Here is a 14,128-nt window from a genome sequence, read left to right as displayed (position 1 = left end):
GCTGGACTGGTACAACTACCACCGACCCCACACCGGCATCGGCGGCCACACCCCAGCCAGCCGCGTCACCAACCTCTCCGGACAGCACACCTAGGGCCTCTCCTTCGGATCATGCCGGGCTCGCGGGCCCTGGCAGCGCGTCCTGATCCGGCCTGATCCGGCCTGATCCGGAGGAAAGACCTCAGCAGTGCGGGGGCGCGGGGCCCCGCCGCATCACCCCGCGCCCCAGACCGCGGTCCCCGGGCCGCCGTCGACCTGCCGGGCCGCGTTGAGCACCCCGGCCGCCGGCCCGGCCCCGCTCGGCCGGCACGGCGTCCGGCATCACCACCGTCAGCGGCGGGATGGCCGGCGCGCAGCCGAGGGCCAGTGGGACGAGGAGCACGGCCACCACGGTGGCGGACGTGCCGGCGTCGACGTACGGCAGACCCAGCAGACCCAGCAGGTCCGCCAGGCTGACCGACCTGGCCCGGCACGCGGGCGTCTCCGTGCGCGCCCTCACCCGCCGGTTCCACGCCGAGAGCGGGGTCAGCCCGCCCCGGTGGCTGCCGCACCAGCGCGTGGAGCGCGCCAGGGAACTGCTGGAGACCACGACCCGCCCATGGACCGGGCGGCCGCCACCCGCGGTCCCGGCACCGCCGACTCCCTCCGCGCCCACCTGGTCCGCCGCACCGGCCTCACCCCGAGCGCCTACCGGGCCCGGTTCGGCCGGCCCGGCGGAACCGGGCCGGCAGGGGCAGCAGCAGGAAGAGGTGGTGGTCGGGGGCGGGCGGGTGGACGAGGGTTCCGATCCGGCCGGGTCGCGGGAGCCGCAAGGATCCGCACGCCACCGGAACCCCTCGGGACGGACCTGCCCCACGCGGCAGCGAGAGGAGTGGCGCCCCTGCCGGTGCCGTCCGGCAGTGAGCGCGGCCAAGCGCGGGTACCCGTAGCGACATGATGAACCGAGCGCTGTGGCAGGGCTTCCTCGCCGGTGCGGCCGGGGTCGCGGTGATGACGTTGGGCGAGAAGGCCGAGCAGCGCCTGACCGGCCGGCCCAGCTCGTACGTCCCCGCAAGGACCCTGGAGCGGGTGGCGGGAATGCCGGAGCGTCCTGGACGCCGACCGCTGTCGGTGAACTGGGCCATGCATTACGGTCAGGGCGCCCTGCTCGGCGTACTGCGATCGGTGATGGCACACGCCGGGCTGCGTGGGCCGTGGTCATCCGCGAAGTTCACGGTGATCCGGCTGACCAGCGACCAGATCCTGGAGAACGCCACAGGCGTCGGGGCGCCTCCGCAATCCTGGCCGCGCGGGGAACTCGTCGTGGACCTGCTGCACAAGACCGTCTACGCCTTCGCCACCGGAGCCGTCGCAGACGCCCTGGCTGCTCGCTCCGGGCCCGGCCCCGGACAGCGGCACGCCGCGCGACAGCAAGGCCGCCACGCGGACGCCGGGCCGCTGCCACGCCGGGAAGCCTACGGACGGTGACAGCGCCGGAGCCCGTGCCGCGTGGCGCGACTCCCCCCTTCTGAGTGCGGCGGGCCCGAAGGCCGGGGCGGGTCCCGCGGGGGCGACCGGACGACGGCCGGCACGACGGCGCCCGCGCGAGCGTGCCGACGGCATCGCACGCCCGTGGGGCGGGAGCAACGACCGGTCACCGACCGGACCGGGTCCCCGCGATCCGCTCCGGGCCGGTCTGCCGGTGCCGCCCACGCGGGGCGGCTGGGCATGCGTCGTGAGGACCCGGGGAGCGGGCCGGGTCGGACCACGGGACAGTCACGCACATCCGCCTCCCACCTGATCACCGCTGCTTCCTGCGGCTGCCCGTACCGGCCCGGGAATGGAACCAGCTGCTTGAACGTTCATGTACCGGCCGGGGAGCGCCCCCGTGTCCGTACGAACCGGAGAGAGCCGAAGACATGCGCGTCGAGATCTGGAGCGACATCGCCTGCCCCTGGTGCTATGTGGGCAAGGCCCGCTTCGAGAAGGCGCTGGCCGCCTTCCCGCACCGCGACGAGGTCGAGGTGGTGCACCGCTCCTTCGAGCTGGACCCGGACCGGGCCAAGGGTGACGCGCAGCCCGTGATCACGATGCTCACCAGGAAGTACGGCATGAGCGAGGCGCAGGCCGAGGCCGGTGAGGACAACCTGGGCGCCCAGGCAGCCGCCGAGGGCCTGCCCTACCGCACCCGGGGCCGCGACCACGGCAACACCTTCGACCTGCACCGCCTGCTGCACTTCGCCAGGGAGCAGGGCCGCCAGGACGAACTCCTCGGCATCCTCTACCGGGCCAACTTCGCCGAGGAGCGGTCCGTCTTCACCGAGGGCGACGAACGCCTGGTGGAGCTGGCCGCCGAGGCCGGACTGGACGCCGGGCGGGCCCGCGCGGTGCTCGCCGACCCCGACGCGTACGCCGACGAGGTCCGCGCCGACGAGCGCGAGGCCGCCCGGCTCGGCGCGACCGGCGTGCCCTTCTTCGTCCTCGACCGCACCTACGGCATCTCCGGTGCCCAGAGCGCCGAGGTGTTCACCCGGGCCCTGGACCAGGCCTGGGGCGAGCGCTCCGCGCTGGAGCCGGTCGGCGGGGACGGCGCACAGGCCTGCGGCCCGGACGGGTGCGCGCTGCCCTCGCACAGCTGAGAAGCCGCAGGCCGGGGCGCAGGTATAAGGACAGCCGGGTTCTGTCTCCTTGGTCAGCGTCGTGTCCGGATGAGGATGGCGGCGAGGTGGAGGGCGGCTCGGTAGGCGTGGCGAGTTTCGTCGGTTCGTGTGGCCAGGCCGCGCCAGTGCTTGAGGCGGTTGATGCATCGCTCGACGGTGTTGCGCTGCTTGTAGGCGTCTGTGTCGAAGCCGGGCGGGCGTCCGCCTTGGCGGCCGCGCCGCAGACGGCGGGCGATCTGGTCGGATGGCTGCGGGATGACCCCGCGGACCTGCCGGCGGCGCAGGTGGCCGCGGATCGCGCGGGACGAGCAGGCGCGGTCGGCCAGGACCATGGTGGGGCGGGTCCGGGGCCTGCCGGGGCCGGTTCTGGGGGCCCGGATGCGGGCCATGATCCTCTCGAAGGCGGGCGCGTCACCGGCCTGGCCCGCGGTGACGGCCAGGGCCAGGGGCCGGGCATGGGCGTCCGCCGCCAGGTGGATCTTGGTGCTCAGCCCGCCGCGGGAGCGTCCGAGCGCGTGGTCTACCGCGCCAGGGCGAGCTGGTGCGGTACTTCCACGCGATGGCCTCGAGCGTGCGGGGGTGGTCGGCCCACCGCCGTCCACGAACCGGATCGGCCGGCATCATCGGCTCGATCCGTTCCCACATCGCATCAGTGATCACTGACCGGACAGGCGCACCCGATCCACTGATCAACCCACCGAAGAGACACGCTCTACGCATCCGGGGGTTCGGACCCGTGCACGACGTGCTCCTGCGACAGGGACGGGTCTTCTTGCACCGTCCGCGGATAACTTGCGTGCGCCGTCTGTGCGCTCCCCTGCACCCTTGTTTTCACGTGTGCTTGTCGGAAGGCTGCGTACAGCGCCCTTGTGGTCCCCTCCACATGAGCCGGGCGGATAGGACGCGGACGGGAGCGGTGATGCAAGCACCTGAAGATCGGACGTCCGCGAAGGAGCGGCGGGCGATATTCATTTCTTATCGACGTTCGGACTCGGCTCCGTGGACCGGACGACTCGCTGCCGACCTGCGGAGGTATTTCGGGAAGGAACGTGTCTATCTGGACATCGATTCGAACCTGCCCGCCCGGGACTACGTAGTGGAGTTGGAGCGGGCGTTGCTCGCGTCTCGCGCGGTGATCGCGGTCTTAGGGCCTGACTGGCTGAGTAGCTCGAACGACCGGGGGCAGCGGCGGCTGGATGAGTCGGTCGACCTGGTACGCGTTGAGTTGGAGACCGCTCTCCGGCACGGCAAAGCTCTCATACCGGTGCTCGTCGGAGGGGCAGCGATGCCACCTGGGCATGAACTACCTCCCTCGCTCGAGACACTTTCACGCCTGCAAGCCGTCAGACTCGCTGATTCGGACTGGCCATACGACTTCGGCCGGCTCCTGGAGGCACTTGAGGGGCACGGGGTATTTCCCGCCTCTGAAGCAGACACAGCTTCTCCCGGCGAGCCGACGCTCCTGACCACCAGGCGCTACGAGCGCCGGTTGCAGGCTTCCCGGCGGAGGGCATTCGACGCGCTGACGGGAGCCGTCGAGTTGCTGCGTTACCCAATCATTGAGGTGGGGCCGGAAGCTGCGATGGTGACCTTCAACGCTCGCCGCGGCGGCACGGTTTACGCGGAGGTGGTCGACGCCGATCCGGGTCATTCCACCGTGGTGTTGAAGCTGCCATCTGTCAAGACCGGGGCGGTTGCCGGCGTTTCTGTCGGGCTGGCGATTCTTACCAACGGCGTCTCTCTGGCAGCCGTACCTGCCCTGCTGGCCTGGCAGCGGCGTTTCGCCGTCGGCTTCTTCGACAATGTCGAGGGCGTCTTGGAGGGGCGCGGGGTCGGCGAGGACTCTTCGCTGCTGCCGGGCGTCCATGCGTGGCGCAACAGGCGCCGAGAAGTCTGAGAGCCGCCGTCCCTACCGAGAGAATGGACGGCGTCGAACACGAAGGCCGGTGTCCCCGTTGAGATGGCGCTTCCTCAGGTTCGTCCGGGAGATCGGTCTGCTGCTGGCCGCTCTGCTGTTCGTCCCTCCTCTCGCGTACGTCCTTCTCGACCAGCAGGCTGGGAGTGAGAAGGTGCTCGAATCGGTCGCCGGGATCTGGGGTGTTACCGTCCTACCGGTTCTCGCCCTCGGCTTGGGCAGTGGCCTGCGGTGGTGGTTGCGGTACAAGCGGCTACGCGAGAGCCTGGACTGCGCCCAGGTCATCGACTCTGTACTCGCGTCGGATGCCTCGTACTGTCTGATGCTGCGGACATTCGGCGGCGATGGCAAAGTACTACTCCCCACCCATCCCCGAATCGGCTTGTGGTCACCTGCCTTGACCTTGGAGCAGGTGACGGCGCGGGCTCTGTTGCGTCATCACGACATGCCGGCCTACACATTGGTGGATGCCGCTGTGCGGTATTCGCCGCCTGGTCCGGTCTACCTGCGTTCACCCGACGAGGACTGGCAGGATCATGTTGCCGCACTAGTAGGGAAAGCCGCGCATATCGTCCTGCTGCTTGCGCCGGGGCTCGAGATGCGTCCGTCCCTCGCGTGGGAGATCGAGTTGATCCGCAGATGCGGCCTCCAGCACCGCGTGGCGATTGTTTTCCCACCCTGTGGCAGGAAAGGCACATACGACCCGTCGCATCTGACCGCACGCAACAACGCTGAGCAGATCCTGGCGATGCTGAAGCTGACCTCCGTCGATGTACGGTCAGTGGCGAAATTGATGCACCATGCGTTGGTCTTGCGAATTCTGGAGGAAAAGGACGACCAGCGGCGGACCGTGCACGCGGTCAAGGTGTGGTCGACCGTCCTGACTCCTCGGGGCATCATCGCAACGAAGCTGTACGACCGCATTCTCGCGCAGAGTCTGATCGCGTCCCGCGACCCCTAGGGACTGCTCTGTATTACTGCCTTGTCGAGCCCGGTGGCCAGATGATGCGGACGTCCGTACCTCGCTGCCGGGCATAGGCCACGATATCGGCGGTGCCGCCTTTTCCGCCCGCCGGCCTGCCGTCCCAGACTGCCAGCAGGATATCGCTCTGATCAGCTACCTCCTGCCCTGCGGCCAAATATGCGTCTTCACCAGCCGTAGAAAAGTCCAGCTCTGAGCGGGAGGTGGCAAGCTGGAGCAGAGAGGTGTAGGCCGATCGCGCTTCGTCGCTTTGGAAGCTGTTTTCGTAATCCATACTCGGGATGACAACATGCAACTCTCCTCCGCGGGCAAGCATGGCCAGCGCGAAAGCCTGATCTGCCCCCTCCGCGAGGCACGTCACCCCCAAGATCTCTTCCTTCATGTCGCTTAGCTCAGCCAGCATGGCTTCCACGACATGCCGCCGTGTGGCGACGCTCAACGTCTGGTGTCCGGTACACCCGATGCGTTTCATAACACCTTCCGTTTGGCCAGCTTCCAGAAGTACTGGCCCATGGGAGTCAAGTAAACCTCTCCGCTTTCCATGGCTACCCAGTAGTGATCACGTTGACCGTCCGTGGTGACAAGGTTGGCGTTGCGCAGCCGTCCGAAATAGTCGAATTGCTGCTGCTTCGGAGTGCCTGAAGTTCCCGGAGGCAGAGGTCTCCCTTCGCCCTCGTGCTCCGGGCTCATACGTACTCGACTGTCTGCCTCAGGAAAGTGTTCGGGCAACTTTCGCAGCATGGCGGCGTCCAGCCATGGCGGACCGATGCGCAGGACAACGGGCTCGGTCAGGTTCGCCTTGAAGACCGGGCGCTGCTGCCATGCGTCAAAGGCTGGGCTTACGTATCCGTAAAGGCTGAGCGCAGTGACCTTTCCCAGGTGGTCGGTGGCTCCTCCTTCGAGTCCGTCAAGGAGGACGCGGGTAAAGGCGCCGTGTCCGTCCACCTCCTGCGATGTCTCGATTCCGCGGCTTGCGGCCAGGATGGTGACGTTCTCCCGCAGAATGCTCTTGTTCAGGCGGAAGCTCTCTGCAACGGCTGCGGCTTGCTGCCCTGGTGTATTTCCCAGATCTCCGCTGAAGCAACAGTCGAGTATCAATGTGACACTGCGGGCAGGTGAATCGTTGGCCAGGGTGATCAGGTCATTCATCGATACGCCCAGCGTATGGTCTGTAGCGTCCTGGGTGACCAGATCAGCGCCCCATGGCGTCTGCGCCCCGTGGCCGGCGAAGAAGAAGAGTAAATCCGTGTCACGAGCATTGGCGAACAGTTGGGTGAGGGCGTGACGCAGACCGTCCCGCGTCACCTCAGGACCGCCCTCCTCTCCTGTGATCAATTGAGTGCGCCAGTTCGGGCCGCCATCAGCGTTGGCAGAAAGCAGCTTGTCGAGCGCTGTCGCATCTGCGACGCAACCCCCCAGGGATCGGCCGTCCGGGTAGTGGTCAATGCCTACGATGATGGCCCGCTTCACGCGTTCTTGCCCTCGCCCGTCATTTGCCGCACCGCCAGAGCGATGAGTTCCCACTTCCATGCGATGACGCGGTTCCGCGGCAGGCCGACGGGCAGTGGGCTGCTGGGGCCGGCGCCGTCGACATGGACACCGAAGGCGGGGACCAGCAGTTCCTCGGCCATGGCGGCGCGGGTGAGTCGCTCACCGCCTGGCCTGCGAACATCTTCTTCTGAAGCTCGTTGTGATCAAAGTCGAAGCTGAGGAACGCGCGCGGATTTGCCATCGTCTTCCTTGCTCCCGAGCAGGACCGATGGAGCCTCACACTAGGCGACAGATCTCACAGTGCGGTGGCGTTTTGTGACTTTGCTGCCCGGGGGAACCGCTGGCTTCCAGGCGCGATACGCGGCTTCCACGTTTCGGCCTCGCCCCTCGGTGGGGCATTCGCAGCTCTGTCGCCAGGACGTTCTCCTGCTCAGGGTCGGGGTAACTGACGAACATGGTCACGTTCCGGCGGGCCGAGATGCATGCCGCCCCCCATGGGAAGTGTTGTGCCTCGGTCGTGCCGGGCGCGGGGAGAGGCTGGGGATCTGCGGGCTGAGCCGGGGCTTCGCCAGCCGAGGAAGCAGGCACTCGACCGGGGGCACCGGTGTTGACCGTGGCTGACCCCTGGATCCGGCACGGGTGTGGCACGAACCCCAGCCGACGACAGTCAGCCACGACGGCGGGTGCGCCGACCGATCAGGTGCACCTGTGGCTCGCTGCACCCCACCATACGAGTGTGGATACGTTCATTTACCACCTTCGTGCGGTGTCGGTCTACTTGTCGCATGTCGATGTCCGAGCAAGAGCCCCACTCCGGTGTGACGCGCTACGTGTTACGGCGCTCAGGAGGCACCGGGGTGTGGTACGCCGTCATGATCTCTGTCACTTTCTGCGCCCTTTTCAGGGGGTTCGCCGCCGTCGGACTGGCGTTCGACGGAGGGTTCCGCTGGAGGATAGCGCTCTGGTCTCTCGCCTGGTTCGCCGTCGCCGCGTTCGGGCTGTCGGTGGCCGGGCCGATCGGGCGGACCTTCGCGATGCGCATCCAACCCGTCGTGGGCTTGCCGGCGGACCTCCCGACCATGACGTTCGTCCTGTACCTGCGCTCTTTCGGGATCGACCGGGAACTCGCCGATCCGAGGAGGGCGTTGGGCGCGAGATTCTGGCTGTCGAACGGGGAAATCCTGGGCCATAACGTCGACAATGCCGCGGCCACCGAAGAGGAGAAGGTCGCTCGATTCTTCCGCCGCTTCGGCAAATTGTTCGCGATCGGCCACCCCGGCGACAATTACCCGCAACCCGGTATTGATCGGTCCTACCTCAAAACGGATGAATGGAAATCCGAGGTGAGCGAACTGATCAGACGTGCACGCCTGGTTCTCCTGGTGGCCGGAACCTCGCATGAAAAGGATTCCGCACAGGGCACGCTGTGGGAGTTCATGGAGGCCGTGAAGACCCTGCCGCCGGCCCGTCTGCTCCTTCTGGTGTGCACGGGACCGGACGCGTACCACCGATTCCGCGACGCCGCCGCGGAATATTTCGCCGAGCGGGGTGAGGAGTTGGGCCGGGGAGGGGCGGCGTCGTCACGTATGCCGGCACTGCCGGACTATCCGCCCCTGCGGTCGCCGCGACTGCGGAGAGGGCGACATCCGCTGCGCGGGGTGATCAGGTTCGCCGACGACTGGACCCCGGAGTTGGTGCTGTTCGACCCGACCGTCGAGCGCGGCCGGACCGCTCGGCGCAGATGGCGCGCCACGGTTAGGGCGCAGGTGGATCCACTCCTGGAGCGGCTGGAGGAACGACTGCCGGGCCAGGCCGTGCAGCCTGACACCTTTCGCCGAGGATTCGTGCTGGCCTTGGCCGCGATGGCCGCTTCGACGATCACGGTGCCGATCTACGTCATGAGACATGATCCGGTGACCGTGCGCGGCGCGGTCCTCGCCCTTGCGGTGCTGCTCGCTGTGGGATTCATCCGGACATTCGTGTCGCTGGAGCGAAACAGAGTCGCGCACGATGTCAGGGTTCTGGTGACTCCCGAGGAGCAGAGAACATACCATGCCGAGTACTCGGCCCAGTCGTGGCTGGATAAATTGAGCGACGAATTCGCCTTCTTTGCCGCCGATGTTTTTTTCTGCGTCTTCTGGGGCGCACTGTGCGGCACGCTCGCCCAGGTTGCCGTCTTGCATGGAATGCAGCACGTCGATGACCGCTATGCGGCGGTCGGCGCTGCATTGGGCGGTCTGTTCGGATATTTTCGGCAGTTGAGGAAAAGCTCTTATCGCGTCCATCGCGCGTTACGATCCAAGCCGGTGCAGCTCAAGTCCGCCATTGTCGCCGCCCTCCTCTGGCTCAGCGTCCTGGGCGCCGCAGGCGGCGGTCTGATTATTGCTCGCGTCAGCCATCATGCCTATATCGGTATTTATGCTGCGGTGCTGATCGGCGTGCCCTGCGTCTCTCTGTGGACGAAGCTCCGCATGCCGCACGCCCCGGCGCCCTGACTCCCGGTAGCCGGTGCGCCCCGGGAAGCCGTGCCGCCTACTGGACTCATGTACGCCCGTCGCCGTCACGTGTACTTCGCCATGATGGGGACTGCATCGGCCTCTTCGTCTTGGCCTGGGGAATCGTGCGCATCTGGTCCGTCCCCGCCGCCGTGGGCATGTGTGTTGTGGCCATGATCATCCCCCGGCTCGCCGCGATGGTCGCCAACCGCCGGGGTCCGGACGACCGCTGGTGGGACGACCCGTCCGGCGAACACCGGCTTCGGCCGCTTTCCCTCCCGCCTCTTCAACATCAACGCCGCCTGGCTCGAACTCGCACTCGCCGCCACCGACCTGCTCTCCTGGGCCCGCACCCTGCTGCTGGGAGGTGAACTGGCCAACGCGGAGCCGAGAAGGCTCCGCTACCGGCTTCTGCACGCGCCGCCCGCATCACCCGCGGCGGACGCCGTCTGCGCTTGCACGACTCCGCGACCTGGCCCTGACGACAGGAGCTGACCAGTGCTCCTGGCCGACCGCGCCTGCTCGTCCCGCGCGATCCCACCTGCGCCGCCGGCAGGTCCGCGGGGTCATCCCGCAGCCATCCGACCAGATCGCCCGCCGTCTGCGGCGCGGCCGCCAAGGCGGACGCCCGCCCCGCTTCGACACAGACGCCTACAAGCAGCGCAACACCGTCGAGCGATGCATCAACCAGCCTCAAGCACTGGCGCGGCCTGGCCACACGAACCGACGAACTCGCCACGCCTACCGAGCCGCCCTCCACCTCGCCGCCATCCTCATCCGGACACGACGCTGACCAAGGAGACAGAACCCAGGCGTATCCACGCGGAGAATCGCCATGGACGGGGACCCCGGACGGCCGCACAGTGGAGCCATGGAGACCACGGAGACGTTCGAGAGCCTCGTCCGCGCCGAGTTCAGCCCCAGGAGCATCTACCTCAACACCGCGAGCAACGGTCTGCTGCCCGCCCGCACCGTCACCGCCCTCCGGGACGCGGCGCTGCTGCGCGCCGAGGGCCGGCCCCTGCTTCCGCTGTACGACGACGTGGAGGGGGCCCGGGCCGCCTACGCCCGGCTCGTCGGTGTCCCGGACAGCCGGGTCGCGGCCGGTGCCTCCGTCGCCGCGCACACCGGCGTGATCGCCGCCTCGCTGCCCGCCGGTGCCGAGGTCCTCACCGCCGAGGACGACTTCACGTCCGTGCTGAACCCCTTCCACGTCCGTGGCGATCTCAAGGTCCGCACCGTCCCCCTGGAGCGGATCGCCGAATCCGTCCGGCCGGGCACCGCGCTCGTCGCGGTCAGCGCCGCCCAGTCCGCCGACGGCCGGCTCGCCGACCTGCCCGCCCTGCGCGAGGCCGCCCGCGCGCACGGCGCCCGTACCTACGTCGACTTCTCCCAGGCCGCCGGCTGGCTGCCGGTGGACGCCGGCGCCCACGACTTCACCGCCTCCGTCGCCTTCAAGTGGCTCCTCGGCCCGCACGGCGCGGCCTTCCTCACGGTCCCCGAGGACTTCGGCGGACTCGTCCCGGTCCTCGCCGGCTGGGTCGCGGCCGAGGCTCCGTGGGACAGCTGTTACGGCCCGGTGAGCGAACTCGCCCACTCCGCACGCCGGTTCGACCTGAGCCACGCCCTGTTCAGCTACGCCGGGCTGCGCCGCTCCCTCGAACTGATCGAGGAACTGGGGCTGTCGGCCGTCCACGCGCACGCGGTGGGGCTCGCCGACCGGTTCCGGGCCGGACTCGCGGACCTCGGCCACGAGCCGCTGCCGGCTCCCGGCTCGGCGATCGTCTCCGTCCCCGGACTGGGATCCCGGCAGCAGGGGCTGAGCGAGGCGGGCATCGAGGTCTCCGACCGCGCCGGCAACCTGCGCGCGGCCTTCCACCTCTACAACACCGCCGCTGACGTGGACCGCCTGCTCCAGGCACTGGCCGGCTGACACGACCGGGCCGGGGCCTCCCCGTCCCACGGGAGGAGGCCCCGGCCCGGTGGTCCCGGACTTCACCGCACGGGGGTGAAGTCCCGCGCTCCGATGTACTCCGGCCTGCGCACCGGCGCCGCGAACGGCTCCACCGCCGTGTTCTCCACGCTGTTGAACACGATGAAGACGTTGCTGCGCGGGAACGGCGTGATGTTGTCGCCGGAGCCGTGCATGCAGTTGCAGTCGAACCAGGTCGCCGACCCGGCCGCGCCGGTGAACAGCCGGATGCCGTGCTCGCCCGCCAGCGCGGTCAGCGCCTCGTCGGACGGGGTGCCGGCGTCCTGCATCTGCAGCGACTTCTTGTAGTTGTCCTCGGGCGTGGCGCCGGCACAGCCCAGGAACGTCCGGTGCGACCCGGGCATGATCATCAAGCCGCCGTTGGTGTCGTGGTTCTCGGTCAGCGCGATCGAGACGGACACCGTGCGCATGTTCGGCAGGCCGTCCTCGGCGTGCCAGGTCTCGAAGTCCGAGTGCCAGTAGAAGCCGCTCGCGCCGAAGCCCGGCTTGACGTTGATCCTGGACTGGTGGACGTACACGTCCGAGCCGAGGATCTGCCGGGCCCGGCCGGCCACCCGCGGATCGCGCACCAGGTTCGCGAACACCTCGCTGATCCGGTGCACCTCGAAGACCGAGCGGATCTCCTTGGACCTGGGCTCCACGACGGCACGCCCGTCGGCCCGGATCGCCGGGTCGCCGACCAGCCGGTCCAGCTCACGCCGGTAGACCTCGACCTCGTCCGGGGTGATCAGCTGGTCGACGGTGAGGAAGCCGTCCCGTTCGTACGCCTGGAGTTCGGCTTGCGGGATCGGTCCCGGGGTGTCCGGTGAGCCCCACAGGACGGGGTCCTGCCGGGGAACGGTGACCTCGCGGGTCGAGCGGGTGGGGTACAGGTCGGTGACGGTCGCGGTGGTCATCGTGCGTCACACCTCCTCGGGCTCGGTGAGCAGCGGGTAGACGCCGTTCTCGTCGTGGTCCTCCCGTCCGGTGACCGGCGGGTTGAACACGCAGATGCAGTGGAAGTCCTCCTTGACGCGCAGCGTGTGCCGCTCGTGCCCGTCGAGGAGGTACATGGTGCCGGGGGTGATCGTGTACGTCTTCCCGGTCTCCTGGTCGGTCAGCTCGGCCTCGCCGCGGGTGCAGACGACGGCCTCGACGTGGTTGGCGTACCACATCGACGTCTCGGTCCCGGCGTACAGGATCGTCTCGTGCAGGGAGAAGCCGACCCGCTCCTCGGCGAGGACGATGCGCTTGCTCTCCCAGGTGCCGGACTTCGCCCTGACGTGCCGGTCGGTGCCCTCGATGTCCTCGAACGATCGGACGATCATGGTGCTGGTTCCCTCCTTGCGGGTCAGGCGGTTTCCCGGACGGCGCGGGCGAGGACGCTCAGGCCCTCGTCCAGCTCCTCCGGGGTGATGGTCAGCGCGGGCAGCAGCTTGACGACCTCGCCCTCCGGCCCGGAGGTCTCGATGAGCAGCCCGAGTTCGTAGGCGCGCCGCGCCACCCGGCCGGCCCGCTCCTTGTCGCGGAACTCCAGGCCCCACACCAGGCCGCGCCCGCGGTACTCCCGCACGTCGGCGAGGTTCTCCTCGGTGATGGCGATCAGCGCCTGCTCGACCTGCTCGCCACGGGTCCGCGTCTGCTTCTCCATGGCCGCGCCGTCGGCCCAGTACGCCTCGAGGGCGGCGGTGGCGGTGACGAAGGCGGGGTTGTTGCCGCGGAAGGTGCCGTTGTGCTCGCCGGGCTCCCAGACGTCCAGCTCGGGGCGGAACAGGCACAGCGACATCGGCAGCCCGTAACCGCTGATCGACTTGGACACGGTGACGATGTCCGGCGTGATGCCGGCCTCCTCGAAGGAGAAGAAGGCGCCGGTACGGCCGCAGCCCATCTGGATGTCGTCGACGATCAGCAGCATGTCCTGCCGCTCGCACAGCTCCTTGAGCGCGCGCAGCCATTCGGGCCGGGCGACGTTGATGCCGCCCTCGCCCTGGACGGTCTCCACGATCACCGCGGCGGGCTTGTTGAGGCCGGAGCCCTGGTCCTCCAGCAGCCGCTCGAACCACAGGAAGTCCGGGACCTTGCCGTCGAAGTAGTTGTCGAACGGCATGGGGGTGCCGTGTACGAGGGGGACGCCGGCGCCGGCCCGCTTGAAGGCGTTGCCGGTGACGGCGAGGGAGCCCAGCGACATGCCGTGGAAGGCGTTGGTGAACGACACGATCGCCTCGCGCCCCTTCACCTTGCGGGCCAGCTTCAGCGCGGACTCGACGGCGTTGGTGCCCGTCGGGCCCGGGAACATGACCTTGTACGGCAGGTCGCGCGGGCGCAGCACCAGGTCCTGGAAGGTCTGGAGGAACGACCGCTTGGCCGTGGTCGACATGTCCAGGCCGTGGGTGACGCCGTCCCGCGCCAGGTAGTCGATCAGCGCCCGTTTGAGGACGGGGTTGTTGTGGCCGTAGTTGAGCGAGCCCGCACCGGCGAAGAAGTCGAGGTACGCATGACCGTCCTCGTCGTACATCCGGCTGCCCTGCGCGCGGTCGAAGACGGTGGGCCAGCCGCGGCAGTAGCTGCGCACCTCGGACTCCAGGGTCTCGAAGACGCTGAGGTCGGGCTGGGTGATGGTCACGGTGAATCGCT

Annotated in this window: 12 protein-coding genes and 5 pseudogenes; 10 read left to right on the top strand and 7 right to left on the bottom strand. The window is 68.5% G+C overall.

Annotation, left to right across the window (positions count from 1 at the left end; genetic code table 11):
• Positions 1-452 precede the first annotated feature (452 nt).
• From ACF1BE_RS31075 to ACF1BE_RS31065, 3 genes and pseudogenes are all read left to right on the top strand, one after another.
• Positions 453-730: pseudogene (locus tag ACF1BE_RS31075) on the top strand (helix-turn-helix domain-containing protein); the annotation flags it as partial.
• A gap of 203 nt (positions 731-933) precedes the next feature.
• Positions 934-1,467 (top strand): hypothetical protein, encoded by a 534-nt coding sequence (locus ACF1BE_RS31070; protein WP_392202335.1) that lies wholly within the window; start codon positions 934-936, stop codon positions 1,465-1,467.
• A 431-nt stretch (positions 1,468-1,898) separates the two neighbouring features.
• The gene (locus ACF1BE_RS31065; RefSeq protein WP_392202334.1) at positions 1,899-2,618 is read left to right on the top strand and encodes a DsbA family oxidoreductase; all 720 of its coding nucleotides are present in this window, start codon (positions 1,899-1,901) and stop codon (positions 2,616-2,618) included.
• A gap of 53 nt (positions 2,619-2,671) precedes the next feature.
• Here the strand turns inward: ACF1BE_RS31065 and ACF1BE_RS31060 are convergent.
• Positions 2,672-3,359 (bottom strand): annotated as a pseudogene (locus ACF1BE_RS31060) (IS5 family transposase).
• Between the two features lie 199 nt (positions 3,360-3,558).
• Here ACF1BE_RS31060 and ACF1BE_RS31055 point away from each other — a divergent pair.
• Both ACF1BE_RS31055 and ACF1BE_RS31050 read left to right on the top strand, forming a co-directional pair.
• Entirely contained in the window at positions 3,559-4,536 is a 978-nt protein-coding gene (locus ACF1BE_RS31055; protein WP_392202333.1) for a toll/interleukin-1 receptor domain-containing protein, read from the top strand.
• Between the two features lie 58 nt (positions 4,537-4,594).
• Positions 4,595-5,515 (top strand): hypothetical protein, encoded by a 921-nt coding sequence (locus ACF1BE_RS31050; RefSeq protein WP_392202332.1) that lies wholly within the window; start codon positions 4,595-4,597, stop codon positions 5,513-5,515.
• A gap of 13 nt (positions 5,516-5,528) precedes the next feature.
• Here the strand turns inward: ACF1BE_RS31050 and ACF1BE_RS31045 are convergent, their stop codons facing one another.
• From ACF1BE_RS31045 to ACF1BE_RS31035, 3 genes are read right to left on the bottom strand one after another with little or no spacing between them, the layout of a single operon-like run.
• Positions 5,529-6,008, bottom strand: coding sequence for a hypothetical protein (locus tag ACF1BE_RS31045; protein ID WP_392202331.1), 480 nt, complete (start codon positions 6,006-6,008; stop codon positions 5,529-5,531).
• On the bottom strand, positions 6,005-7,006 hold the full coding sequence (locus tag ACF1BE_RS31040) for a caspase domain-containing protein (RefSeq protein ID WP_392202330.1): 1,002 nt from the start codon (positions 7,004-7,006) through the stop codon (positions 6,005-6,007). The genes ACF1BE_RS31045 and ACF1BE_RS31040 overlap by 4 nt, the downstream gene beginning before the upstream one ends.
• On the bottom strand, positions 7,003-7,167 hold the full coding sequence (locus tag ACF1BE_RS31035; protein ID WP_392202329.1) for a hypothetical protein: 165 nt from the start codon (positions 7,165-7,167) through the stop codon (positions 7,003-7,005). The genes ACF1BE_RS31040 and ACF1BE_RS31035 overlap by 4 nt, the downstream gene beginning before the upstream one ends.
• 732 nt (positions 7,168-7,899) lie before the next feature.
• Between ACF1BE_RS31035 and ACF1BE_RS31030 the strand changes: the two genes are divergently transcribed.
• The 5 genes and pseudogenes from ACF1BE_RS31030 to ACF1BE_RS31010 all read left to right on the top strand — a co-directional run bounded on the left by ACF1BE_RS31030 (position 7,900) and on the right by ACF1BE_RS31010 (position 11,455).
• Positions 7,900-9,522 (top strand): hypothetical protein, encoded by a 1,623-nt coding sequence (locus ACF1BE_RS31030; RefSeq protein ID WP_392202328.1) that lies wholly within the window; start codon positions 7,900-7,902, stop codon positions 9,520-9,522.
• Positions 9,523-9,570: 48 nt separating this feature from the next.
• Positions 9,571-9,776, top strand: a pseudogene (locus tag ACF1BE_RS31025) (DUF3099 domain-containing protein); the annotation flags it as partial.
• Positions 9,775-10,004: pseudogene (locus tag ACF1BE_RS31020) on the top strand (transposase); the annotation flags it as partial. The pseudogenes ACF1BE_RS31025 and ACF1BE_RS31020, both read left to right, overlap by 2 nt.
• 16 nt (positions 10,005-10,020) lie before the next feature.
• Positions 10,021-10,315: pseudogene (locus tag ACF1BE_RS31015) on the top strand (IS5/IS1182 family transposase); the annotation flags it as partial.
• Between the two features lie 78 nt (positions 10,316-10,393).
• On the top strand, positions 10,394-11,455 hold the full coding sequence (locus ACF1BE_RS31010) for an aminotransferase class V-fold PLP-dependent enzyme (protein WP_392202327.1): 1,062 nt from the start codon (positions 10,394-10,396) through the stop codon (positions 11,453-11,455).
• 62 nt (positions 11,456-11,517) lie between these two features.
• Here ACF1BE_RS31010 and thpD read toward each other — a convergent pair whose 3' ends face one another.
• From thpD to ectB, 3 genes are read right to left on the bottom strand one after another with little or no spacing between them, the layout of a single operon-like run.
• Positions 11,518-12,411, bottom strand: coding sequence for an ectoine hydroxylase (thpD, locus tag ACF1BE_RS31005; protein ID WP_392202326.1), 894 nt, complete (start codon positions 12,409-12,411; stop codon positions 11,518-11,520).
• A 6-nt stretch (positions 12,412-12,417) separates the two neighbouring features.
• Entirely contained in the window at positions 12,418-12,822 is a 405-nt protein-coding gene (locus ACF1BE_RS31000; RefSeq protein WP_392202325.1) for an ectoine synthase, read from the bottom strand.
• A 23-nt stretch (positions 12,823-12,845) separates the two neighbouring features.
• Positions 12,846-14,117, bottom strand: a complete 1,272-nt coding sequence (gene ectB, locus ACF1BE_RS30995) for a diaminobutyrate--2-oxoglutarate transaminase (RefSeq protein ID WP_392202324.1) — start codon at positions 14,115-14,117, stop codon at positions 12,846-12,848.
• Between the last annotated feature and the right edge of the window lie 11 nt (positions 14,118-14,128).

This window comes from Streptomyces sp. NPDC014991 (assembly GCF_043080665.1).
Taxonomy (GTDB): Bacteria; Actinomycetota; Actinomycetes; order Streptomycetales; family Streptomycetaceae; genus Streptomyces.
Note: the sequence above shows the minus strand (reverse complement) of the source record. Positions and strands in the feature narration are given on the sequence as shown.

Bases quoted from the DNA above. Each gene is read 5' to 3' on its own strand.
- thpD (WP_392202326.1), bottom strand. From the start codon at position 12,411: ATGACCACCGCGACCGTCACCGACCTGTACCCCACCCGCTCGACCCGC.
- ACF1BE_RS31000 (WP_392202325.1), bottom strand. From the start codon at position 12,822: ATGATCGTCCGATCGTTCGAGGACATCGAGGGCACCGACCGGCACGTC.
- ACF1BE_RS31070 (WP_392202335.1), top strand. From the start codon at position 934: ATGATGAACCGAGCGCTGTGGCAGGGCTTCCTCGCCGGTGCGGCCGGG.
- ACF1BE_RS31045 (WP_392202331.1), bottom strand. From the start codon at position 6,008: ATGAAACGCATCGGGTGTACCGGACACCAGACGTTGAGCGTCGCCACA.
- ACF1BE_RS31010 (WP_392202327.1), top strand. From the start codon at position 10,394: ATGGAGACCACGGAGACGTTCGAGAGCCTCGTCCGCGCCGAGTTCAGC.
- ACF1BE_RS31055 (WP_392202333.1), top strand. From the start codon at position 3,559: ATGCAAGCACCTGAAGATCGGACGTCCGCGAAGGAGCGGCGGGCGATA.
- ACF1BE_RS31065 (WP_392202334.1), top strand. From the start codon at position 1,899: ATGCGCGTCGAGATCTGGAGCGACATCGCCTGCCCCTGGTGCTATGTG.
- ACF1BE_RS31030 (WP_392202328.1), top strand. From the start codon at position 7,900: ATGATCTCTGTCACTTTCTGCGCCCTTTTCAGGGGGTTCGCCGCCGTC.
- ACF1BE_RS31035 (WP_392202329.1), bottom strand. From the start codon at position 7,167: ATGGCCGAGGAACTGCTGGTCCCCGCCTTCGGTGTCCATGTCGACGGC.